Here is a 21,048-nt window from a genome sequence, read left to right as displayed (position 1 = left end):
CCCCCCCCCCCCCCCCCTCTTTCTTCCCCCCCCCCCCCCCCCCCCCCACGCCCATGTGTGGAAGGAAACCCGTCATGAACAGCACACCTCCCGCTGAACGCGTCGACGTCCTGCGTCGGATCGCCTCAGTGATCACCGTCCCGCTCGGGGCGCTGGCCTCCCTGTCCACCATCGCGATCATGATCGCGATCACCGTGGACGTCGTGGTCCGCAACCTCGGTGGCCGCTCGGTCCCCGGCCTGCTGGAGATGAGTGAGAGCGCCCTCGTCGCCACCGTCTTCCTCGGCCTGGCCTATGCCGGGGCGACCAACGCCCACGTGGCCGTGGACCTCCTGACCGCAGCCATCCGTCCGGCGATCGCCCGCATCCTGATCGGCATCTCGTGGGTGATCGGTGTCGCCGTCTCCACCTGGTTCCTGATCGCCACCTTCCAGCGGGCGGCGCAGAGCACCGCCTCCAACGAACTGCGTCAGGGCCTGGTCGACTGGCCGGTCTGGCCGGCACGCTGGCTGATCGTCATCGGCTTCGCCGCCTTCCTGCTGGTGGCCGTCATCAACGTCGTGCTCATCCTCCGCGGACAGCCCCTGCTCGGCGAGGACCGGCTCGACCCGGACCTGGCCGCGGCCCGAGAGGCCCGCATCGCGAGCCCGACGGCGGACGCCGCAGCGCCCGCTCCGGCGGATACCCCCGCGGATACCTCAGCGGGTTCCGGAGATCCCCCCTCCACCCATCACCGACCCGAGGAAGGCAGGCACTGATGGACACCGGTTTCATCGTCGCACTCGTCATTGTCCTGCTGATCGTCCAGCTGGCCTTCAAGATGCCGGTCTGGATCGCCCTGGCCAGCTCCGGCCTGGTGGGGATCCTGCTGCTGCGGGACCCCAAATTCGTCACCAGCACCCTGGCCTCCGCTCCTTTCGAACAGACCTCCACCTTCACGCTGACCATCATCCCGATGTTCATCCTGATGGGGATCTTCGCGGTGAAGGCGCGGATCGCCGGACAGGTCTTCGAGATCGCCCGCAGGGTCTTCCTGCGGCTACCCGGTGGGCTCGGAATCTCCACCGTGGCGGCCTGTGCCGGCTTCGCCGCCGTCTCGGGCTCCAGCATCGGCACGGCCGCCACCATGTCCCGGCTGTCGATCGGGGAGATGCGGAAGGCCGGCTACCCGCCGAGCCTGGCCGGGGCGCTGGTCGCCATGGCCGGCACCCTGGGGGCCATGATCCCCCCGAGCGTGTTCCTGGTCCTCTACGCGATCCTCTCCGGGGAGTCGATCGCCCAGATGCTGGCCGCCGGCATCGTCCCGGGCATCCTCTCGGCCATCGCCTACATGGTCTACATCCTGATCCGGACCCGGAAGATGACCATGACGCCGGCCGGTGCCGGTGGCCTGGCCGCCGAGCTCGAGGCGGTGGCCCAGCCCGCCGCCTGGCGTGACCTGCCCTACCGCGGCCTGGTCCGGCTGGTCATCCTGTTCATCATCATCATGGGTGGCATCTACTCCGGCCTGTTCACCCCCACGGAATCAGCGGCGATCGGGGCACTCTTCGCCGCGTTCATGCTCATCTTCGAGTTCCGCAAGGACGGGATCCGGACGATGACACGCCAGTTCATCGAGGCGCTCAAGGAGACGGCCCAGACCACCTCCATGGTGTTCGCGATCATCGTGGGCTCCGCGGTGCTCTCGCTGTTCTTCATCGTGGCCCGGGTCCCCCAGACCTTGGCCTCGACGCTGACCGAGACGGACCTGCCGGGATGGGTCATCCTGGCCGGCCTGCTGGCCCTGTTGATCCCGATGGGCATGGCCCTGGAGTCCATCTCGATCATGGTGATCACGGTGCCGTTGATCTACCCGATCGCCATGGACTTCGGCTTCGACGGGGTCTGGTTGGGCATCCTGATCGTCAAACTGATCGAGATCGGGATGGTGACCCCGCCCGTGGGCATCAACGTGTTCGTGGTGGCCGGGACCTCCGGGCTGCGCTCCAGCGACGTGTTCCGCGGCGTCTGGCCGTTCGTCCTCATCGAGATCGTGATGATCGTCGTGCTGTTCGCGGTCCCGGACATCGTCCTGTGGCTGCCGTCCCTCGCCGTCGAATGATGTGAGGGCCCGAACCTGGTCCGTTCAGACTGAGTCCGTCCAGACCGGATCCCGGACCAGCGTGGGGTCGGAGCCCCTGCCGCCTACCGCGGCAGGGGCTCTTCCGTCAACATCCGCACCAGACTGCACAAGGTCTCCAGGACGGGGGTCGGGACCCCGGCGGACCGTCCCGAGTCGACGACGGCGCCGCCGATGTAGTCCACCTCCGTGCGGCGCCCGGCCTCCCGGTCGACCAGCATGGAGCTCTTGTGGCTGCCGTGGTGCTCGAAGGCGTTGGCCAGGGTGGCCGTCACCCGGTCCACGGACATCCCGATGCCGCGGGCGGCCGCCACTCGGCCCACCTCCAGGACCACGGCTGAGGCCATGGCCCGGGCCTCAGCGGACGCGCCCATCTCACCGACGGTCGCCCCCGTCACCGCCGAGAGGGTGTTCAGGGCCGCGTTGAAGGCGACCTTCTCCCAGATCGGCACACGGACGTCCCCGTCCACGCTGGCGTTCAGGCCGGCGTCGCTGAAGACGCGGGCCACCGATTCCGCGCGGCCGCCCTCTCCCAGGTCCCCGATCCTGACGGAACCGTGCACCGTGGAATGGACGCGGCCGACCTCCAGGAGGTCCGCGGGAAAGTCGGTGACCCCGGCAACGGTCCCGTCCGGACCGAAGGCCTCCGCCAGGACCTCCGCGTGGCCCAGCCCGTTCTGGACCGTGAGCCCCACACTCTGCGGACCGATCAGATGACGCACCGAGGCCACCGCCGCCGCGGTGTGGAAGGACTTGGTGAAGATCACGAACAGGTCGAAGGGTTCCGTCTCCTCCTCGGCCCGGCAGGCCACCACCGCCGTGTGCTCGGTGCCCTTCTCGGTCTCCAGCCAGATGCCGGCGGAGTTGAGGGTGTCGATCACGGACTGCTGGGCATCCACCAGGACCACGTCCTGGCCGGCCAGCGTCAGTCGTGCCCCGAAGAGCTGCCCCATGGCGCCTGCGCCGACGATTGCGATCCTCATGCTGTACTCCCCATCGGTCCAGGTGGCACCCCGTGTGCGGACAGTGCCATCGCCTCCACCATGGTGGCATCCTTCGGTGCCGCCCGGCTCCCGAGGGGCCGGCCGGACACCGCGTCCACCGGGGAGATTCCGGGGTGATTTCCCACTGGGCCGCAGAGAGGTAAAATCAGGGACAGACTTCCGGTGCCGCTCCGCATCGACACGAGCCACAACTCGACGAGAGCCGTTCGCAACGCCAGCTCCATCCCTGATTGAAAGCGTGACCTTTTGTCCTCTTCGCCCCGTAACACCTCCAACCGCTCCAACAACAACTCGCGGTCCACCAGCCGCTCGTCCAACCGCTCGTCCAACCGACCTGCGCGCAAGAGCAAGGCCCCGTCCACCGTCCCCCAGGGCGGAATGCGCATCACCCCGCTGGGCGGCCTCGGCGAGGTCGGGCGCAACATGACCGTCTTCGAGTACGAGGGCAAGCTGCTCATCGTTGACTGCGGCGTGCTGTTCCCGGAGGAGCACCAGCCCGGCATCGACGTGATCCTGCCGGACTTCACCTCCCTGCAGGGCCGCTGGGATGACATCGTCGGCATCGTGCTGACCCACGGCCACGAGGACCACATCGGCGGCGTGCCCTACCTGCTCAAGGAACGCCCGGACATCCCCCTGATCGGCTCGCAGCTGACCCTGGCGTTCATCACCTCCAAGCTCACCGAGCACAAGATCACCCCGGTCACCGTGCACGTGGAGGCCGAAGACCTGCACCAGTCCGGGCCGTTCGAGCTCGAGTTCGTGGCCGTCAACCACTCCATCCCGGACGCGCTCGCCGTGGCCATCCGCACCCCCGCCGGGTTGATCCTGCACACCGGTGACTTCAAGATGGACCAGTTCCCGCTGGACGGCCGCATCACCGACCTGCGGCACTTCGCCCGGCTCGGCGAGGAGGGCGTGGACATGTTCCTCACCGACTCCACCAACGCCGAGGTCCCCGGCTTCACGATCTCCGAGCGGGATCTGACCCCGGCGATCGACCAGGTGTTCGCGACCGCCCCGAAGCGGATCATCGTCTCCTCCTTCGCCAGCCACGTGCACCGGATCCAGCAGGTGATCGATTCCGCCCACGCCGCCGGCCGCAAGGTCGCCTTCGTGGGCCGCTCCATGGTCAAGAACATGGGGATCGCCCAGGAGCTCGAGTACCTGAAGATCCCGCGTGGGCTGGTGGTGGACTTCAAGAAGCTGCAGTCCATGCCGGACAACAAGATCACCCTGATCTGCACCGGTTCCCAGGGCGAGCCGATGGCCGCACTGTCCCGGATGGCCAGCGAGACCCACCAGATCAAGCTCGGCAAGGATGACACCGTGCTGATGGCCAGCTCGCTGATCCCCGGCAACGAGAACGCCATCTACGGGATCATCAACAAGTTCACCGACCTCGGCGTGAAGGTGGTGCACAAGGGCAACGCCAAGGTGCACGTCTCCGGCCACGCCTCCGCCGGGGAACTGGTCTACTGCTACAACATCGTCAAGCCCACCCACGTCATGCCCGTGCACGGCGAGTCGAAGCACCTGCACGCCAACGCCGAGCTGGCCGTGAAGACCGGGATCGATCCGAAGCGCGTGCTGGTGGTCAAGGACGGCACCACGGTGGACCTGGTCAACGGCGAGGCCAAGGTCTCCGGCCAGGTGGAGGCCGGGCTCGTCTACGTGGACGGGAACACCGTCGGCAAGGTCACCGAGGAGACCCTGAAGGAGCGCACGATGCTCCAGGAGGGCGGCGCCATCACCATCGTGGCCCTCGTGGACCCCGATTCCAACCAGCTGGCCGAACCCCTGGAATTCGTCACCAAGGGCTTCATCCAGGACAAGCAGGTCTTCAACGCCGCCGCGGAGAAGGTCAAGACCGCCCTGGGCAAGGTCGCCGGCCAGGACATCGATGACCTCGAGGAGCTGGAGAAGATCATCACGGACACCGTGGGCCGCCACATGGAGCGCGCCTACCGCCGCTCCCCGCTGATCACCACGGTCGTCGTCGACGCCTGATCTCCGCCCCCCTCCCGCTGTGCGGGCAATCCCCACTGGTGGGGATTGCCCGCACAGCTGTTTAAGGGCTGTTCAAGGGCCGGGGCACGACGCCGGCGCTGCCGCCGGCTGGGCGCCCTCCGGCACCGGGGGACGCGGGCCGGCAACCCCAGGACGGCAGGGACCGCGACTATAGGTGGGACCGATAGTGCGGATAGGTAATAGCGCGTTCCCCTATTGCCTAGAAGCGGAGATGCTGGTGTGACGTGGATCTCATTCGCACCATGGATCAGGATCCAGCCCCGGGCACCCCCGCCTACCGGCCGTCCTGGCCATCCTCATCACAGGAGATGACATGGAATTTCGACGCACCCTCCGCCCGGCCGCCTTCCTCACCGTCGGCGCACTCTTCCTCAGCCTGACCGCCTGCAGCGGAACCACCGCAGAGGACGCAGCACCTGCGGCCGGCAGCGCCAGCCCCAGTGCCGAGGAGATCATCGAGATGACCGTCGCCCGCGGCGGCGTGAACCTCGAGAACGCCGTCCTGGCCGACGAGCAGGGCTTCTTCGAGGATGAAGGTCTCGACATCGGCGAGATGCAGATGACCGGCATGGGCGGCGCCGCCGCCAACTCGGCCGTCATCTCCGGTGAGTTCGATGTGGCCGCCACGGACGCAGTCACCGCCATCCGAGCCGTGGCCGAGGGCATGCCGATCCAGGTGGTGGCCGGGACCAAGTCGGCCGACCCCGAATATGACGGCGAGGTCTCCGACGGCATCGTCGTCCCGCCGGGCAGTGACATCAAGGAGTGGACTGATCTCGCGGGCAAGAAGATCGGCGTCCCCGAGCTGGGCGGACTTCCGCACATGGCGACCGTGACGGGCCTGCTGGAGAACGGCGTGGACCTCGAGTCCGTGGAGTTCGTCCCCCTGCCCACGGACGCGCTGGTCGAGGCGGCCGCCAAGGGCCAGGTGGATGCGGTCTTCACGTTCAGCATCTTCCTGCTCTCTGCCGTGGACAGCGGCTTCACCCGAGTGGGTACCGGCGTGCGCGAGTACCTGCCCAACGCACCCCAGGTGCTGTGGATCTCCAGCAAGGAGTTCGCCGAGGAGAACCCGGAGGCGCTGAAACGCTTCCACGCCGCGATCGAGCAGGGCACCGAATACGGCAATGAGAACACCGACGCCGTACGGCAGGCCTACCACGATCACACCGAGTTGCCGGCCCCGTTCATCGACGAGCGGATGGTCCTCGAGCCCCTCAACGTCGAGTTCGACGAGAACGGCTGGACCACCCTGCTGGACGTCATGAAGGAGGAGGGCGACCTCCGCGAGGACCTTTCCTACGAGGAGATCGTCTGGGAGGGAGCCCGCTGAGCGCCACCGACCGCCCGGCTGCTCCGCACCCAGAATGAGAGGCCCTGGTGATGACCTTGATTGACACCACGCATGCCCCCGCTCCTGCTTCAGCCCCCGCCCGTGCGCCCCGTGAACCGCGCACGGGCGGGATCGGGATCCGTACCTGGAGGGTGCTGGTCTTCGTCGCGGGAATCGGCCTCTGGTACCTGATCCATCTCCTGGGGATCTTCCCCGATTCCCTGCTCCCCAGCCCGGTCGACGTGGCGACCGCCTGGGCCGAGGCCCTGACCACAGGTGCGTACTGGACGGCACTGGGAGACTCCCTCGCCGGCGCACTTCTCGGCCTGGCCTTCGGCATCCTGGTGGGGATCCCCCTGGGGATCCTGACCGGCCGGTTCGTGGCCGCCGAGTTGTCCCTGCAGTTCATCGTGGACTTCGGCCGGGCCTTCCCGGCCGTGGCGCTCATCGCGGTATTGGTGCTCATGCTGGGCCGCGGCCTCGAGATGAAGGCGGTCCTCGTCTTCATCGCCGTGGTGTTCATCGTCATCCTGCAGACCCACCACGGGGTGCGCAGCGTGAGTGCCTCGATCAAGGACACGGCCCATGCGTTCCGGATCCGCGGCGGGCTCTTCGTCCGCAAGGTGCTGCTGCCCAGCGCCGCCCCCTCCATCATGACCGGACTGCGTCTGGCCGCCTCCGTGGCGATACTCGTGGCGATCTCCACCGAAGTCCTCACGGGCTCCCCGGGGCTCGGTGCGAGCATCGCCGACGCCCAGGTCGGCGGCAACTCGCCCCTGGCCTATGCCTACATCATCACCGCGGGCCTTCTCGGCTACGGCGTCAACGAGGGATTCGGACGGGCGCAGTCACGGCTGCTGCGCTGGCAGCCGAGCGAAGGGGAGAACTGAGATGGAGACCAAGAGATACAGCCCTCTGGCCTCAGTACTGCTGCAGGCCTGGCTACCGGTCTCGCTGATCGTCCTGTGGTTCGTGGCCTCCGCCTCCTCCACCTCGGTGTTCTGGCCGCCCTTGACGGAGATCCTGGGCAGCCTGGGCGACTGGGCGGCGAGCGGGGCCCTGTGGAGCGACGCGCTGTTCAGCTTCGGCAACTACTTCCTCGCCCTGCTCCTGTCCTTGGTCGGAGGAGTTGCGATCGGGCTCACGATCGGACTGATGCCACGCGTCGGCCAGGTGCTGGACCCCTATCTGGACTTCTTCCGCTCACTGCCCACCGTGGTGTTCGTGCCGATCATCATCCTGGCCCTCGGGATCGGCCGCGAGCCGAAGGTGTTCCTCATCGTCATCGCGTGCATCTGGCCGATCCTGCTCAACACCATCGTGGGGGTCCGTTCGATCCAGTCCAGCATCTTCGAGGCCTCGAACGCGTATCGCATCCCGTTACGTCTGCAGATCACGAAGGTCGTGCTCGTCGGGGCGCTGCCCCAGATCGCCGTGGGCGTCCGGCTGGCGATCACGATCGGGATCGTCATGCTCGTGGTCAGTGAGATGTTCGGTGCCACGGAAGGGGTCGGCTACTTCATCCTGCAGGGCGGGCAGCGGTTCCAGCTCGCCTCGGCCTGGGCCGGCACCCTGACGATCGGTGTCATCGGCTGGGTGTTCACCGCGCTGTACGCCTTCGCCGAACACCGCCTGCTGCGGTGGCACCACCAGCAGGACACCGGAACCACCACCCGTACCCGAGCAGGAGCCCGAGCATGACCCCCGAGACCATCACCGCCCCCATCGCACTGTCCGCGAGCCACGTCAGCAAGGCCTTTGGAACCGGGGCCGAGAAGGTGGTGATCATCGAGGACCTCAACCTCGACGTCCGGGCCGGAGACGTGACCTGCCTGGTCGGCCCCTCCGGGGTGGGCAAGACGACCCTGCTGCGGCTGCTGTCCGGGCTCGCCGCCCCGACCTCCGGGCAGGTGTCCTTGGGCGAGACCCCCATCACGGGGGCCGTCGAGGAGATCGCCGTGGTGTTCCAGGACTACCGGGGCTCACTGATGCCCTGGATGCGGGTTTTGCAGAACGTCGCCTTCCCGCTGGAGGGTCGGGGCATCGCCAAGGCCGAACGTCTGGAGCGGGCGGCCCGGGCCCTGGACGTCGTCGGACTGGCAGACAGTGCGAACCGCTACCCCTGGCAGCTCTCCGGAGGCATGCAGCAGCGCGTCGCGATCGCCCGGGCCCTCGCCTACGAGTCGCCCATCATGCTGATGGACGAGCCCTTCGGCTCCCTGGACGCCCAGACCCGGTTCGAGCTGGAGGACCTCGTCCTGCGGTTGCGGCGGGATATGGGCATCACCATCCTGCTGGTCACCCATGACATCGATGAGGCCGTGTACCTGGGTGACCGGGTGGTCGTGTTCGGCGGTCGCCCATCGCAGATCGTCGACGACATCACCGTGCCGTTGGGGCGGGAGCGCAACCAGCTCACCACCCGGGCCGAGCCCACCTTCATCGAGCTACGCACCCGCATACTGGACGAGATCCAGCGCCGCGTCCTCAAGCCCACGCCGTAGGGCGCCCGTCCCGCAGGCCTGTCCCACCCCGTAGGCGTCCTGCGCGGCGGGGCAGGCCTCATCCACCGCGCAGCGCGGCATCGGCTCCGTCCTCCTCATCGCCGAAGCCGATCCTGGCGGCGGCGAACACCTGCCGGAGCCACCGGTGCTCCGGATCGGTCTCGTGCACCGGATGCCACCACAGCGCGTTCAGCACCGGCACGGCCTCGAACGGCAGCTCCAACACCTGCACCTCACCCATCCGTTGGGCGATCGGGGCCAGGTGACGCTGGATGATCGCCAGACTGTCGCTGTGCTCCACGAACAGCGGAAGCAGCACGAAGCTCTCCACCACCGCCTCGACCCAGGGGTTCACCCCCAGCATCTCCACCTGCCGTCCCACGGAGGTGAACGCGGAGCGGGTGCGATAGGTGAAGACCCAAGGGGACGCGGACATCACATCCATCGTGAGCCCCCCGGTCACGCGCTCATTGCCCGCGGCGGCGATGGCCACCCAGTCGTCCCGCATCACATCGAGGTGGGGCATCTGGGAGATCACCCCGTGGGGCAGCAACAGTCCATCGATCGAGGGCAGGCGCAGCACCACCTCGTCCATGGTCTCCGGGGTGGAGGGGACGAAGTGCAGCCGCACGTGGGGGGCCTGCCGGTGGGCGATCCGCATCACGCGGGGGGCGATCGTGGCCAGCGAATAGTCCGAGCAGTGGATGATGAACTCCCGCTCGGACTCCGAGGGGTCCCATCGGGACTGACTCTCGAACACCCGTCGCGCGGCGTCCAACGCCACGGTCGTGTGCTCCACCAGCCGGACCGCCAGCGGGGTCAGCTCATACGCGTTGCCCCGGCGGGCCAGGAGCTGGTCGTTGAAGTGCCGGCGGAGCTTTCCCAGGGAGGCACTCAGCGAGGGCTGGCTCAGCTGCAACCGGGCCGCAGCGCGGGTGACGTTCTTCTCGGTGAGCAGGGCATCCAGTGCCACGAGGAGATTCAGGTCCAGACGGGAGAGCAGTCGCTCGTCGAACATGTCCACTCCGTTCAGTTGATGACCCCACGCTATCAGCAATGCCTATATCGGAGATATGCATTCTGGTCTTTGCTGATGATGTGATGTCGACCACTATGGAGTGAACAGGCCCATCCGGGGCCGTCGCCCCTCGGGGCACTGAAAGGACCGAGAATGACCACGCTTCTCTCCCATCTGTCGTACGTCGCACTGACGACCCCCGATGTCGAGGCATCGGTTGATTTCTACGTCAACAAGGTCGGCCTCACCGAGGTCGCCCGCGAGGACGGCAAGGTCTACCTGCGCTGCTGGGGCGACTACTACACGTACAGCCTGGTGATCCAGCACGGGGACGAGGCCTCCCTGGCCACCATGGCCTGGCGCACCACCAGCCGCGAGGCCCTCGACGAGGCCGTCCAGCGCATCGAGGCCACCGGCGTCACCGGCGAATGGTTCGACGGCCTGGACATCGGCCGTGCTTACCGCTTCGTGGGCCCCTGGGGGCACTCCATGACCCTGCATTGGGACGCCCGGCATTTCCGCTACGAGTCCGGCGAACTCGCCTCGGTCTTCCCGGACCGCCCGCAGCGGCGCAGCCGGGTGGCCGGCGCCCCGCGTCACCTCGATCACGTCACCATCTGCGCCAGCGATGTGGATGCCTTCGCCGCGTGGTACAGCGATGTGCTGGGATACCGGATCATGGCCCGCACCCTCCTGGAGGACGTCCCCCTCTCGGTGTTCTCGGTGATCACCACCAACGAGAAGTCCCACGACCTGGGCATCGTGCTGGACGGCTCGGACCGCGCCGGCCGCATCAACCACTTCGCCTTCTGGGTGGATACCCGCGAGGAGATGCTGATCGCGGCGGACTCGCTGCTCGAGGACGGGGTACAGATCGAATACGGCCCCACCATCCATGGCATCGGCGAGCAGTCGTTCCTGTACTACCGCGAGCCGTCCTCCATGCGGATCGAGCTCAACACCGGCGGCTACCGCAACTACGTCCCGGACTGGGAGGCGAACACGTGGAAGACCTCCCAGGGCTCCTATGACATCTACCAGAACAGCCCCATGCACGCGTCCCTGAGCGAGTCGTTCCCGCCGGCGAACGGACCCAGCGCCTCCGAGGAGGGCATCACCGAAGAGGTCCGCGACCAGCTGGTCTCCAAGGTGGCCGGAACGGTCGGGGCAGCAGAGTGACCACCACCGCACCGAGCCCGGAGACCGGGTTGGACGCCCCCTTCGCGCTGGCCCGCTTCCGCGACGGCGCCGCCGTGCGCCTCGGCCTGGTCGCGGGAGGGCGTATCCGTCCCCTCGACGGGGCCGATCTCGGCGCACCGGACCTCAACGCCTTCCTGGCCGACCCCGACTGGGACCGGCTCGGCCGGCTTGCGGCCACGGGCACGGGCACAGGGGCGGACGCAGCCACGGGCACGGAGAGCCCCTGGAGGCCTCTGTCAGAGGTGACGCTGACCGCGCCGGTCCAGCCGCGCCAGATCGTCCAGGCCGGGGCGAACTACCGCACCCACGTCATCGACCTCGTGGTCGCCCATCGGCCGGTGGAGGACACCCGTCCCGAGGCAGAGATCCGCGAGGACGCGGGCCGGATGATGGACGAGCGCGCCGCCACCGGTGAGCCGTACTTCTTCATCGGGCTACCCGGCGCCATCGCCGGCGACGATGTCCCCCTGGTACTGCCGTCCTACAGCGAGCAGCACGACTGGGAACTCGAGTTGGCGGTGGTGATCGGCAAGGAGGGGTTCAGGATCACCCGCGATGAGGCGATGGACCATGTGGCCGGCTACACGATCTGCAATGACATCACCACGCGTGACCGGGTATTCCGCGCGGACTCGAAAGGCATCGGCGCGGACTGGTACCGCTCCAAGAACGCCCCCGGGTTCCTGCCCACCGGCCCATTCCTGGTGCCGGCCGGCTTCGTGGAGCCGCACGGGCTCACGATCACCCTGGACCTGAACGGCGAGCGCATGCAGGACGCCGTCACCTCGGACCTGCTGTTCGATGTGCCGGCCCTGATCTCGGCGGCCTCACTGAACATGCCGCTGCTTCCCGGTGACCTGCTGCTGACGGGCAGTCCCGCGGGCAACGGTGCGCACTGGGGCCGGCTGCTGCGTGACGGCGACGTGATGCAGGGGTCCGTCCAAGGCCTGGGCACCCAGGTCGTCCGGTGCGTTGCCGAGAACCGTCCGAACACTCAGGGAGGCGACAGTTGAGCTCCTTGTCAGAGAACCCGGCAGACCTGGATCCGACCGACCCGAGGGGGGAGGTCACCGAGCGCGCCACGGCGTACCGCAATTGGGGACGCTGGGGCGAGGACGATGTCCTGGGCACGCTGAACTTCATCGACCCCGCCAAGCGCGTGGAGGCCGCCCGGCTCGTGACCGAGGGGCACACCGTCTCCCTCGGGCAGGAGTTCAACGAGGACGGCCCGCAGAAGGGGTGGAAGAAGCGCAACAACCCGGTCCACACCATGACCGGGACCGGGACTGACGCCGAGCGGAACGTGGACACCTCCATCCACGGGATCGGCGGGGCCGATGACGTGATCGTCATGCCGCTGCAGTGCTCCACCCAATGGGACGGGCTCGGCCACATCTTCGATCACGGCTACGCCTGGAACGGCCGGCGTGCCGGGGACGTGGTCACCTCACAGGGTGACCTGGTCACCGGCATCGAACACGCCGCCTCCACGATCGTCTCCCGCGGGGTGCTGCTGGACCTCGGCCGCCATCTGCGCCCGGACACCGGTGAGCTGGAGGACGGTTACGCGATCACGGTGGAGGACCTGGAGGCCTGCATCGCCGCCCAGGGTGCCTCGTCCGCCGTCGGCCGCGGGGACATCCTGCTGGTCCGCACCGGGCAGCTCGCCCGCGTGCGCCGGGACGGGTGGGGCGACTACGCCGGTGGGCCGGCACCGGGCCTGTCCCTCACGACGGCGGGGTGGCTGCACCGCAGTGAGATCGCCGCGATCGCCACGGACACCTGGGGCTTCGAGGTGCGTCCGAACGAGTTCCACGAGTCCTTCCAGCCCCTGCACCAGATCGTCATCCCCAACATGGGCCTGACGGTGGGCGAGATGTGGGACCTGGAGGGGATCGGGCACGCCTGCGCCGAACGGGGACGTTTCGAGTTCCTGCTCTGCGCCCAGCCCCTGCCCGTCACCGGAGCGGTCGGATCACCGCTCAACCCCATCGCCGTGCTCTGAGCATCATTCCTTGAAGCAAGCAGTACAGACCGCACAGGCAGTACAGGCCGTACAGACCGTACAGACCGCAGAGACGACACAGAAAAGGTACTGATCATGACCGCAGTGGACAAGGTGGCCGTTGTCGGCACCGGTATCAGCGGACTGGCCGCCGCCATCCAACTGGCCCGGGCCGGCGTCGTGGTGGACGTCTTCGAGGCGAACCCCGAGCTGAATGCGCTCGGTTCGGGGATCTCACTGCAGGGCAACGCCCTGCGAGCCTTCGCCGAACTGGGGGTGTGGGAGGAGGCCCGGGACGCCGGCTTCCCCTTTGACGGGATGGGCCTGCGTGCCCCGGGGCCGGAGGCTCCGGTGATCGCGCGGGACGAGGGCGGCGACGGCGGCGAAGTCGTCTCCGGTGTCCGGCTTCCCTCCGCGATGGGCATGCCACGGGCGGATCTCACCCGGATCCTGTATGAGAACGCCGTCCGGACCGGGGCACGGGTGGGGTTCGGGCAGCGGGTGACGGAGGTGGTGTCCACGGAGGAGTATGCCGAGCCCCTCCTGGAGTCCGGGTCGGCCGGGCGCTATGACCTGGTGATCGGCGCCGACGGCCTGCACTCGGCCGTGCGCTCCTCCCTGGGCATCACCGAGACGCCCGAGCACACCGGCATGGGGATCTGGCGGGCCTTCGTGCCGCGGCCCGCACAGGTGGAGTTCACGGAGCTGTACTACGGCGGACCCTGTTACATCGCCGGGTACACCCCCACCGGTGCGGACTCGATGTATGCCTTCCTCGTCTCGGACGCGCAGGATCATTTCACGATGTCGGCCGAGGACGGGGCGGCGCTGATGATCGAGCAGAGCACGGCCTACGGCGGGCCGTGGGAACAGGTGCGCGCCGATCTGGCCGCCGGGACGGCCCAGGTGAACTACACCTGGTTCACCCACCACCTGGTCCCGGGCCCGTGGAACCGTGGCCGGACGGTGATCATCGGCGACGCCGCGCATTCGTGCCCTCCCACCATCGCCCAGGGGGCGGCGCAAGGCCTGGAGGACGCCCTGGTGCTCACCGAGCTGCTGGTGGACCGGGATGCCGTGGACGCGTCCCTGTGGGAGGCGTTCCACGAGCGTCGTCTCCCGCGGGCCGCTGCCATTGTGGAGGCCTCGATGCAGCTGGCCGAGTGGCAGCGGGACGGGCAGGACCACTCCGCTGATGTCCCGCGGCTGTTGGCGGACGTGGGGCAGCGAGTGGCGGTGCGGGCATGATCATCGATGTGCACGCCCACGTGCTGCTGCCCTCCCTGCACGCCGAGGTCGTGCGGCGGGCGCCGGACGAGGTGGCCGCTGCGGCTGCGCTCGACGACCGGCGCAACGGTGCGGCCAGCCAGCAGGTGTCCGGCCCCATGGTGGCCGCCCGGATCCCCCGGCTGATCGAGGTCACCGAACGCCTGCGCGTCATGGACGAGCAGGGGGTGGACCGCCAATGGGTGAGCGCCTCCCCCAACCACTACTATCCGTGGGCGCCGGAGGAGCTGTCCGTGTGGGCTTGCACGGAGGCGAACCGGCTGATCGCCGAGCACGTCTCCGTGGCCCCGGACCGGCTCTCCGGGCTCGGCCTGGTGCCGTTGCAGTGGCCGGAGCGGACGGTGGAACTCCTCGAGGACGCCGTGCTGGGCCGGGGACTGCTCGGGGTGGAGATCTCCTCCGCCGCCGGGGACGTCGAACTCTCCGATCCCCGCCTGGAGCCGTTCTGGGCGCGCGCCGCCGAACTGGGCGCGCCCGTGTTCGTCCATCCCTTCGGGTGCACGCTCGACGAGCGGCTGGACCGGTTCTACCTGGCGAACACCGTGGGGCAGCCGGTCGAGAACGCAGTGGCGCTCTCGCACCTGATCTTCGCCGGGGTGCTGGACCGCCATCCGGACCTGCGGCTGGTGGCCGCGCATGGCGGCGGCTACCTCCCGACCGCGATCGGACGCTCTGACCATGCGTGGGCCGTCCGGCCGGATGCACAGGGCTGCGCGCACCCGCCGTCCCACTACCTGCGCAGGATCTGGTTCGACACCGTGGTCCATGGTCCACGCGCCCTGCGCCAGCTCATCGAGGTGGCCGGGGCCTCCCAGGTGGTGATGGGCAGCGACTACCCCTTCGACATGGGCTCCGAGGACCCGGCCGGGTTCATCCGTTCAGCCGGTCTGGACGCGCAGACCGAGAAGGACATCCTCGGCCGGAACGCCGTCGCCCTCGAGTCGCCAGGTCGGGGCCGGGAACAGCCTCAGGGACAGCGGCACGGACAGCGGCGGGGTCAGTCGAAGCAGCAGACAACAGCACAGCCTGAGCAGGAGGAGTTCCATGAAGATCGCACGCTGGACGCACGGTGACCGACTCGGCGAGGGGTTCGTGGTGGACGGGGGCGTCGCCCCGTTCCCGGACGGCGGCACGGTCGCCGAGGTCCTCACGGCGGGCCTGCCCGCCGCCACCGACCTCTTCGACCGCCTCGATCCCCGCAGCGCCGTCCCCCGGTCCGAGGTGAGCCTGCTGGCCCCGCTGGTACCGGCGGCGGTCCGCGACTTCGCCGTGTTCGAGGAGCACGTAGAGGGGATGAGCGCCGATGAGAACGGCCAGCCCCGGGTGGGCGAGGCGTGGTACGAATCCCCCACGTTCTACTTCACCAACCCGCACCAGATCTTCGGCACGGGCCAGCAGATCACCCCGCCGGCCACCGAACGGCTCGACTTCGAACTGGAGGTCGCCGTGGTGGTCGGCGGCGTGGCGGGCCGGCCCGGAACGGATCTGGACACCCACGCCGCCGCCGAGCACATCTTCGGCTACACGATCATGAACGACTGGTCCGCCCGGGACATCCAGGCCGCCGAGATGCGCGGCCACCTGGGCCCGGCGAAGGGCAAGGACTTCGCCACCTCGCTCGGGCCGTGGATCGTCACCGCGGATGAGATGGCCGGGTATCTCACGGCCGAGGGATTCCTCGCGGTGCGCGCGGAGGTCTACGTCAACGATGCACTGGTGGGGGAAGACCTCGTCTCCAACATGGCCTGGACCTTCCCCGAACTGCTGGTCTACGCCTCCCGGGCCTCCCGCGTGGTCCCCGGCGATGTCCTCGGCTCCGGGACCGTCGGCAACGGCGGCTGCCTCGGCGAGCTCTGGGGCAAGGCCGGCGGCGAGCTGGTGCCCCCACCCCTGCAGGAGGGCGACACCGTGCGCATGGTCGTGGAAGGCCTGGGTGAGCTGAGCGGGAGCGTGGGACCGTCCCGGGCCCCGCATCCCCTCCCGCCGGCGCGAAGCCGCCCGCTGCCGCGTGCCCGGCATCGCACCGGGTGACCCCCGGCCGGTCCCCCGCCTCCGCTACTGCGGGTACGGCGTCTCACCGCGCTCGAGCATCCCGACGAGCTTGGCCAGCCGGCTGGCACGGCTCCTCGGGCTCGGAGCCGTATGGATCCGGTGCAGCACCGCGTAGCGGTTCTGGCCCGTGAGGCCCGCGAAGGTCGAGGCGGCCGCCGGGGCGGCCTCCAGCGCTGCGGCCAGGTCCTCCGGGACGGTGGCCGATGCCGGCCCAGCATAGGCCCGCTCCCATCTCCCGTCCGCCTTCGCCCGGTCCATCTCGGCCTGGCCGCGGGAACGCATGCGCCCCTCGGCGATGAGCCCGGCAACGATCTTCACGTTGCGCTCGGACCACAGGGAGGCCTTGCGTCGCGGCGTGTAGCGCTGCCGGAAGGTGGCGCCGTCCACGGAGGCCCGCTGGCCGTCGATCCAGCCACTGCACAGCGCCTCCAGCAGCGCCTGCTGATAGGTCAACGAGGTGGGCGTGAGTGTGTTCTTCTTGGCCAGCAGCAGCCAGGTCCCGTCCGAGTCGTCCTCGTGCTCGTCCAGCCATGCGCGCCAGGCGGCCACGTCGGGAAGAATCAGGACCTCGGGTTCTTCGGGCATGGGAAGACCCTATGCCGGGAACAGGATGGTCAGGAATGAAGCAGCGCCGGGTCGCCGCGCTGACCTGACCTGAGGAGGACCACTGCGGCACCAGACGAGGAACAGACCATGAGCGAGAAACCCACCAGGGACGGATTCACCGCCGAGGAACGCGCGGCCATGAAGGAGCGGGCCGCCGAGCTGCGCACGGAGTCCACGCGCGCCGCCACGGCCGGCGAGACCGGCAAGACCGGCAAGACCGGCAAGGCCGCGGCAGACGAGGCGGATGTGCTGGCCAAGATCGCCAAGATGCCGGGTGCGGACCGGGAGATGGCCGAACGCGTCCACGTGATCGTGACGACCCTGGCACCGGACTTGGCCCCCAAGCTGTACTACGGCATGCCCGGTTACGCCCGCGGCGGCAAGGTGCTCTGCTTCTTCCGCAGCGGCCAGATGGACAAGGAACGCTACTCGACGTTCGGTGTCAGCAAGCTGGCCGCGCTGGACACCCCGGACGGGTTCTGGCCTACGTCCTACGCCCTGCAGGACCCGTCCGAGGAGGCCTGGGAACGTCTCGGCGAGGTCGTCCGCCAAGCCACACGCACCGAGGACCAGGACCAGGACCCGGAGGAGGGCTGAGAGAACCCGGACTGAGCTGCCGTCTCCACCCTCGGCCCGGGGCGCCACCGCTGTGGAACGCCCTCAAAACGAGGGGGTCATGCCGAGGTCCGAACAATCAGCTCCGGGTCCAGCTGCCGGCTCTCCACGGGCCGGCCGGCCATGATCTCCAGGAGGAGTTCCAGCCCCTGCCGACCGATCTGGTGCATCGGCGAGCGGACGGTGGTCAGTCCCACGCCGCCGGCCAGCGGGGTGTCGTTGTAGCCGATGAGCTTCACGTCCTCCGGCACTGACAGATTCCGTTCGGCCAGCACCCCCAGGGCGCCGATCGCCGCGAAGTCGTTGACGGCGAAGATGGCCTCCGGCACTCCGGCGGTCTCCAACAGGTGCCGCATCGCCTCCTCACCACCGGCTGCGTCGAATCCCCCGGTGGCGATGTGGGTGGTCGGAAGGGCGATGCCGTGCCCGGCCAGTGACTCGGTGAAGCCCGCCGTGCGGTCGATCGAGGTGGACATCCGGTCCTTGCCGGCCAGCAGAAAGATCTTCTCCAGGCCCAGCTCGGCCAGGTGATCCCCCGCCAACCGCCCACCGAGGTAGTCGTTGCACGTGACGGAGGGGTGGCCCGGTGAGCGGCGGTTGACCAGGATGAAGGGCACGTTCTCGCGCTCGATGGCCGTCAACGTGGACCCGTCGAAGGGCGTGTCCCCCAGGATCAGCCCGTCGATGCGGCGGTCCATCAACTTGCGCACGCGCGCATCGTGCGAGACCGGGTTGTCCAGGGAGTTCGCCACCACGGCCACGTAGCCGTGCTCGGCGGCGGCCTCGTCCACACCCTCGTAGATGGTGGCCAGAACGTAGTCCTGCAGTCGCGGCACCACCACCCCGATCAGCCCGGACCGTGACGTCCGCAGGGAGGCCGCGTAGGGGTTCTTGGCGTAGCCGCGTTCGCTGGCCAGCGTCAGGATCCGCCGACTTGTCTCCGGAGAGGCCCACCGTGACTCCTCGCCGGCGGAGTCGTTCAGCACGCGCGAGACGGTGGAGGGGCTGAGGCCCAGCTCCTGGGCCAGCCCCTTCAAGGTGACGGTGGATCGCTTGCTCACGGATGCCTTCGGTAGTCCTGCCCGTTCCGCCGGGAGACGCAGGGGTTCCAGCTTAGACGCGGGTCAGTGGGTGTTGCATCACACCCGAACCTGCCCTAATGTGCTGACCATCACCCTACACAATCGTTTGGGTCAATCGATTGGGGAACAGTGTTCCCGTTCATTGACCTCACAACCCACCGAAGGCGGCACGGCGTGGCCAGAGTCCACATCATCGGCACCGGCGGGACCATCGCGTCCCGGTCCGGCCCGTCCGGAGACATCGGCGGCACTGGCGGCACGGCAGACACCGGCGGTACTGGCGGCACGGCAGACTCCGGAAGCACCGGAAGTACCGTGACGAGTGGCTCCGCCCTCGGCGGCTCCGTCGCCTCGGACTCCGTCGCAGACCTGATCAGGGCACTGCCCCCGGCCGCGGACGCTGGACCCCGGGAGGCACCCGAGGTGACCACCGAGGACGTCATGACGCTGGGCAGCTACCGCCTGGGGCTGCCGGAGCTCCTGACCATCACCGCAGCGGCACTCGCCCGGGCCGGCGAGGAGGCGGTGGACGGGGTGGTCGTGGCCCACGGCACCGACACCCTGGAGGAGACCGCCTTCCTCGTGGACCTGGTGAACGGCACCGGCACCACGGTGGTCTTCACCGGCGCCCAGCTCGCCGCCGACCAGCCGGACTCGGATGGCCCCCGCAACCTGCGCCAGGCCGCTACGGTGGCCTTGGACCCGCGGTTCCGCGGCATGGGGGCACTCATCGCCTTCGACGGCCGGCTCCAGACCGCCCGCGGCGCCCGGAAGGCCCACACCACCGCGAGCCAGCCCTTCGACGGCGGCACCACCGTGGGCCTGATCCGCGGTGAAGAGATCGACCTGGTCGCCCGGCCCGTCCGGCTGCGCGCACTCCCCCTGCCCGGCGAGGCCTTCGGCACCACCCGCGTGGAGGTCATCACGGCCTACCCGGGGTCCGACCCCACCCTCCTGCAGCACGCAGCGCAGGCCGGCGCGGCCGCCATCGTGCTGGCCGGTACCGGCGTGGGCAATGCCGGTTCTGGCTATGCCGAGGCCGTGGCCGAACTGGTGGCCGCGGGGATCCCCGTGGTGCTGAGCACCCGCGTCCCGGCCGGGCCCATGGTGCCCATCTACGGCAACGGCGGCGGGGTGGACCTGATCGCCGCCGGCGCCGTCAGCGCCGGCCACCTGAACCCCTTCCAGGCGCGGATCCTGACAGCGGCCCTGCTGTCCGGCCCGTCTGGAAGGCCGACCCTGACCGAATTCACCACCCTGTTCAGCGAACATCGCTGACCACCGAAAGGAAATGAGAATGGCCAAGAAGATCTACGTGTCTGTGGGAATCGACGTCGACGCCGTGGGCGGTTGGCTCGGCTCGTACGGCGGCGAGGACTCCCCCGGGGACATCTCCCGCGGCCTGTTCGCCGGCGAGGTCGGCGTGCCGCGTCTGTTGCACCTGGCCCAGCGCCGCGAGATGCCCGTGACCTGGTTCTGGCCCGGACACTCCGTGGAGACCTTCCCGCAGCAGTTCGACGAGGTGGTGGCCGCCGGCCATGAGATCGGTGTGCACGGCTACTCGCACGAGAACCCGATCGCGATGACCCGCACCCAGGAGACCGAGATCCTGGACTACTGCACCGAGCTGATCGAGAAGCGTTCCGGCAAGAAGCCCGTGGGCTACGTGGCCCCGTGGTGGGAGTTCTCCAAGGTCACCAACGAGATCCTGCTGGAACGCGGCTTCCTCTACGACCACTCGCTGATGCATGACGACCACACCCCGTACTACGTGCGCGTGGGTGACACCTGGACCAAGATCGACTACTCCGCCAACTCGGCCCACGACTGGATGAAGCCCCTGGTCCGCGGCGAGGAGACCGACCTCATCGAGATCCCGGCCTCCTGGTACCTGGATGACCTGCCGCCCATGATGTTCATCAAGTCCAGCCCGAACAGCCACGGCTTCGTCTCCCCGCGGGACGTGGAGCAGCTGTGGAAGGACCAGTTCGACTGGGTCTACCGCGAGATGGACTACGCCGTCTTCCCCATCACCATCCACCCGGATGTCTCCGGGCGCCCGCAGAACCTGCTCATGCTCGAGCGGCTCTTCGACCACATCCAAGGGCACGACGGCGTCGAGTTCGCCTTCATGGAGGACGTCGCCCGAGACTTCGCCCAGCGTTTCCCCCGCCCGCAGGCCTGACCCCACC

The 21,048-nt window shown here is 68.7% G+C and carries 20 protein-coding genes; 16 read left to right on the top strand and 4 right to left on the bottom strand.

Going from position 1 to position 21,048, the window contains the following annotated elements:
* The first annotated feature begins 74 nt into the window (after nucleotides 1–74).
* Together ACSU1G_RS22665 and ACSU1G_RS22660 are read left to right on the top strand one after the other, a co-directional pair.
* On the top strand, nucleotides 75–758 hold the full coding sequence (locus tag ACSU1G_RS22665) for a TRAP transporter small permease (protein WP_439282285.1): 684 nt from the start codon (nucleotides 75–77) through the stop codon (nucleotides 756–758).
* Nucleotides 758–2,101 (top strand): TRAP transporter large permease, encoded by a 1,344-nt coding sequence (locus ACSU1G_RS22660; RefSeq protein WP_439282284.1) that lies wholly within the window; start codon nucleotides 758–760, stop codon nucleotides 2,099–2,101. Before ACSU1G_RS22665 ends, ACSU1G_RS22660 begins: the two co-directional genes overlap by 1 nt.
* 83 nt (nucleotides 2,102–2,184) lie before the next feature.
* On the opposite strand, the gene ACSU1G_RS22655 is transcribed toward ACSU1G_RS22660, so the two are convergent.
* A complete protein-coding gene (locus tag ACSU1G_RS22655) occupies nucleotides 2,185–3,102 on the bottom strand; it encodes a ketopantoate reductase family protein (RefSeq protein ID WP_439282283.1) in 918 nt (305 codons plus the stop codon).
* Between the two features lie 399 nt (nucleotides 3,103–3,501).
* Here ACSU1G_RS22655 and ACSU1G_RS22650 point away from each other — a divergent pair, with 399 nt between their 5' ends.
* The 5 genes from ACSU1G_RS22650 to ACSU1G_RS22630 all read left to right on the top strand — a co-directional run bounded on the left by ACSU1G_RS22650 (nucleotide 3,502) and on the right by ACSU1G_RS22630 (nucleotide 8,991).
* Nucleotides 3,502–5,133, top strand: a complete 1,632-nt coding sequence (locus tag ACSU1G_RS22650) for a ribonuclease J (RefSeq protein WP_439282343.1) — start codon at nucleotides 3,502–3,504, stop codon at nucleotides 5,131–5,133.
* A 334-nt stretch (nucleotides 5,134–5,467) separates the two neighbouring features.
* Nucleotides 5,468–6,487 carry an ABC transporter substrate-binding protein gene (locus ACSU1G_RS22645; protein ID WP_439282282.1) on the top strand — a complete coding sequence of 340 codons (1,020 nt, stop codon included), beginning with the start codon at nucleotides 5,468–5,470 and terminating at the stop codon, nucleotides 6,485–6,487.
* 50 nt (nucleotides 6,488–6,537) lie between these two features.
* Nucleotides 6,538–7,377, top strand: coding sequence for an ABC transporter permease (locus ACSU1G_RS22640; RefSeq protein WP_439282281.1), 840 nt, complete (start codon nucleotides 6,538–6,540; stop codon nucleotides 7,375–7,377).
* Between the two features lies 1 nt (nucleotide 7,378).
* Nucleotides 7,379–8,188 (top strand): ABC transporter permease, encoded by an 810-nt coding sequence (locus tag ACSU1G_RS22635; RefSeq protein ID WP_439282280.1) that lies wholly within the window; start codon nucleotides 7,379–7,381, stop codon nucleotides 8,186–8,188.
* Nucleotides 8,185–8,991, top strand: a complete 807-nt coding sequence (locus ACSU1G_RS22630; RefSeq protein WP_439282279.1) for an ABC transporter ATP-binding protein — start codon at nucleotides 8,185–8,187, stop codon at nucleotides 8,989–8,991. The genes ACSU1G_RS22635 and ACSU1G_RS22630 overlap by 4 nt, the downstream gene beginning before the upstream one ends.
* Before the next feature lie 58 nt (nucleotides 8,992–9,049).
* On the opposite strand, the gene ACSU1G_RS22625 is transcribed toward ACSU1G_RS22630, so the two are convergent.
* The gene (locus tag ACSU1G_RS22625; protein ID WP_439282278.1) at nucleotides 9,050–10,009 is read right to left on the bottom strand and encodes a LysR family transcriptional regulator; all 960 of its coding nucleotides are present in this window, start codon (nucleotides 10,007–10,009) and stop codon (nucleotides 9,050–9,052) included.
* Between the two features lie 153 nt (nucleotides 10,010–10,162).
* On the opposite strand from ACSU1G_RS22625, the gene ACSU1G_RS22620 reads away from it, so the two are divergent.
* From ACSU1G_RS22620 to ACSU1G_RS22595, 6 genes are all read left to right on the top strand, one after another.
* A complete protein-coding gene (locus tag ACSU1G_RS22620) occupies nucleotides 10,163–11,188 on the top strand; it encodes a VOC family protein (protein WP_439282277.1) in 1,026 nt (341 codons plus the stop codon).
* Nucleotides 11,185–12,222 (top strand): fumarylacetoacetate hydrolase family protein, encoded by a 1,038-nt coding sequence (locus tag ACSU1G_RS22615; protein WP_439282276.1) that lies wholly within the window; start codon nucleotides 11,185–11,187, stop codon nucleotides 12,220–12,222. The genes ACSU1G_RS22620 and ACSU1G_RS22615 overlap by 4 nt, the downstream gene beginning before the upstream one ends.
* On the top strand, nucleotides 12,219–13,214 hold the full coding sequence (locus ACSU1G_RS22610; protein ID WP_439282275.1) for a cyclase family protein: 996 nt from the start codon (nucleotides 12,219–12,221) through the stop codon (nucleotides 13,212–13,214). Before ACSU1G_RS22615 ends, ACSU1G_RS22610 begins: the two co-directional genes overlap by 4 nt.
* Nucleotides 13,215–13,310: 96 nt before the next feature.
* Nucleotides 13,311–14,462, top strand: coding sequence for an FAD-dependent monooxygenase (locus ACSU1G_RS22605; RefSeq protein WP_439282274.1), 1,152 nt, complete (start codon nucleotides 13,311–13,313; stop codon nucleotides 14,460–14,462).
* Entirely contained in the window at nucleotides 14,459–15,574 is a 1,116-nt protein-coding gene (locus tag ACSU1G_RS22600; RefSeq protein ID WP_439282273.1) for an amidohydrolase family protein, read from the top strand. The genes ACSU1G_RS22605 and ACSU1G_RS22600 overlap by 4 nt, the downstream gene beginning before the upstream one ends.
* The gene (locus ACSU1G_RS22595; RefSeq protein WP_439282272.1) at nucleotides 15,546–16,532 is read left to right on the top strand and encodes a fumarylacetoacetate hydrolase family protein; all 987 of its coding nucleotides are present in this window, start codon (nucleotides 15,546–15,548) and stop codon (nucleotides 16,530–16,532) included. The genes ACSU1G_RS22600 and ACSU1G_RS22595 overlap by 29 nt, the downstream gene beginning before the upstream one ends.
* A 24-nt stretch (nucleotides 16,533–16,556) precedes the next feature.
* On the opposite strand, the gene ACSU1G_RS22590 is transcribed toward ACSU1G_RS22595, so the two are convergent.
* Complete coding sequence (locus tag ACSU1G_RS22590; protein WP_439282271.1) at nucleotides 16,557–17,138, bottom strand: YdeI/OmpD-associated family protein; 582 nt, start codon at nucleotides 17,136–17,138, stop codon at nucleotides 16,557–16,559.
* A gap of 108 nt (nucleotides 17,139–17,246) precedes the next feature.
* Between ACSU1G_RS22590 and ACSU1G_RS22585 the strand changes: the two genes are divergently transcribed.
* Nucleotides 17,247–17,756 carry a DUF1801 domain-containing protein gene (locus ACSU1G_RS22585; protein ID WP_439282270.1) on the top strand — a complete coding sequence of 170 codons (510 nt, stop codon included), beginning with the start codon at nucleotides 17,247–17,249 and terminating at the stop codon, nucleotides 17,754–17,756.
* 77 nt (nucleotides 17,757–17,833) lie between these two features.
* Here the strand turns inward: ACSU1G_RS22585 and ACSU1G_RS22580 are convergent, their stop codons facing one another.
* Nucleotides 17,834–18,835 carry a LacI family DNA-binding transcriptional regulator gene (locus ACSU1G_RS22580; RefSeq protein WP_439282269.1) on the bottom strand — a complete coding sequence of 334 codons (1,002 nt, stop codon included), beginning with the start codon at nucleotides 18,833–18,835 and terminating at the stop codon, nucleotides 17,834–17,836.
* 195 nt (nucleotides 18,836–19,030) lie between these two features.
* Between ACSU1G_RS22580 and ACSU1G_RS22575 the strand changes: the two genes are divergently transcribed.
* Nucleotides 19,031–20,134, top strand: a complete 1,104-nt coding sequence (locus ACSU1G_RS22575) for an asparaginase (protein WP_439282268.1) — start codon at nucleotides 19,031–19,033, stop codon at nucleotides 20,132–20,134.
* Between the two features lie 19 nt (nucleotides 20,135–20,153).
* Nucleotides 20,154–21,041 (top strand): polysaccharide deacetylase family protein, encoded by an 888-nt coding sequence (locus tag ACSU1G_RS22570; RefSeq protein WP_439282267.1) that lies wholly within the window; start codon nucleotides 20,154–20,156, stop codon nucleotides 21,039–21,041.
* The last annotated feature ends 7 nt before the right edge of the window (nucleotides 21,042–21,048 follow it).

It is taken from the genome of Microbacterium sp. A93, from assembly GCF_051842835.1.
Note: the sequence above shows the minus strand (reverse complement) of the source record. Positions and strands in the feature narration are given on the sequence as shown.

Excerpts from the sequence above, each read along its gene's own strand:
- ACSU1G_RS22640 (WP_439282281.1), top strand. The coding sequence starts at position 6,538 with ATGACCTTGATTGACACCACGCATGCCCCCGCTCCTGCTTCAGCCCCC.
- ACSU1G_RS22590 (WP_439282271.1), bottom strand. The coding sequence starts at position 17,138 with ATGCCCGAAGAACCCGAGGTCCTGATTCTTCCCGACGTGGCCGCCTGG.
- ACSU1G_RS22655 (WP_439282283.1), bottom strand. The coding sequence starts at position 3,102 with ATGAGGATCGCAATCGTCGGCGCAGGCGCCATGGGGCAGCTCTTCGGG.
- ACSU1G_RS22600 (WP_439282273.1), top strand. The coding sequence starts at position 14,459 with ATGATCATCGATGTGCACGCCCACGTGCTGCTGCCCTCCCTGCACGCC.
- ACSU1G_RS22570 (WP_439282267.1), top strand. The coding sequence starts at position 20,154 with ATGGCCAAGAAGATCTACGTGTCTGTGGGAATCGACGTCGACGCCGTG.
- ACSU1G_RS22650 (WP_439282343.1), top strand. The coding sequence starts at position 3,502 with ATGCGCATCACCCCGCTGGGCGGCCTCGGCGAGGTCGGGCGCAACATG.
- ACSU1G_RS22630 (WP_439282279.1), top strand. The coding sequence starts at position 8,185 with ATGACCCCCGAGACCATCACCGCCCCCATCGCACTGTCCGCGAGCCAC.
- ACSU1G_RS22585 (WP_439282270.1), top strand. The coding sequence starts at position 17,247 with ATGAGCGAGAAACCCACCAGGGACGGATTCACCGCCGAGGAACGCGCG.
- ACSU1G_RS22605 (WP_439282274.1), top strand. The coding sequence starts at position 13,311 with ATGACCGCAGTGGACAAGGTGGCCGTTGTCGGCACCGGTATCAGCGGA.
- ACSU1G_RS22620 (WP_439282277.1), top strand. The coding sequence starts at position 10,163 with ATGACCACGCTTCTCTCCCATCTGTCGTACGTCGCACTGACGACCCCC.
- ACSU1G_RS22665 (WP_439282285.1), top strand. The coding sequence starts at position 75 with ATGAACAGCACACCTCCCGCTGAACGCGTCGACGTCCTGCGTCGGATC.
- ACSU1G_RS22645 (WP_439282282.1), top strand. The coding sequence starts at position 5,468 with ATGGAATTTCGACGCACCCTCCGCCCGGCCGCCTTCCTCACCGTCGGC.
- ACSU1G_RS22625 (WP_439282278.1), bottom strand. The coding sequence starts at position 10,009 with ATGTTCGACGAGCGACTGCTCTCCCGTCTGGACCTGAATCTCCTCGTG.
- ACSU1G_RS22660 (WP_439282284.1), top strand. The coding sequence starts at position 758 with ATGGACACCGGTTTCATCGTCGCACTCGTCATTGTCCTGCTGATCGTC.
- ACSU1G_RS22635 (WP_439282280.1), top strand. The coding sequence starts at position 7,379 with ATGGAGACCAAGAGATACAGCCCTCTGGCCTCAGTACTGCTGCAGGCC.
- ACSU1G_RS22595 (WP_439282272.1), top strand. The coding sequence starts at position 15,546 with ATGAAGATCGCACGCTGGACGCACGGTGACCGACTCGGCGAGGGGTTC.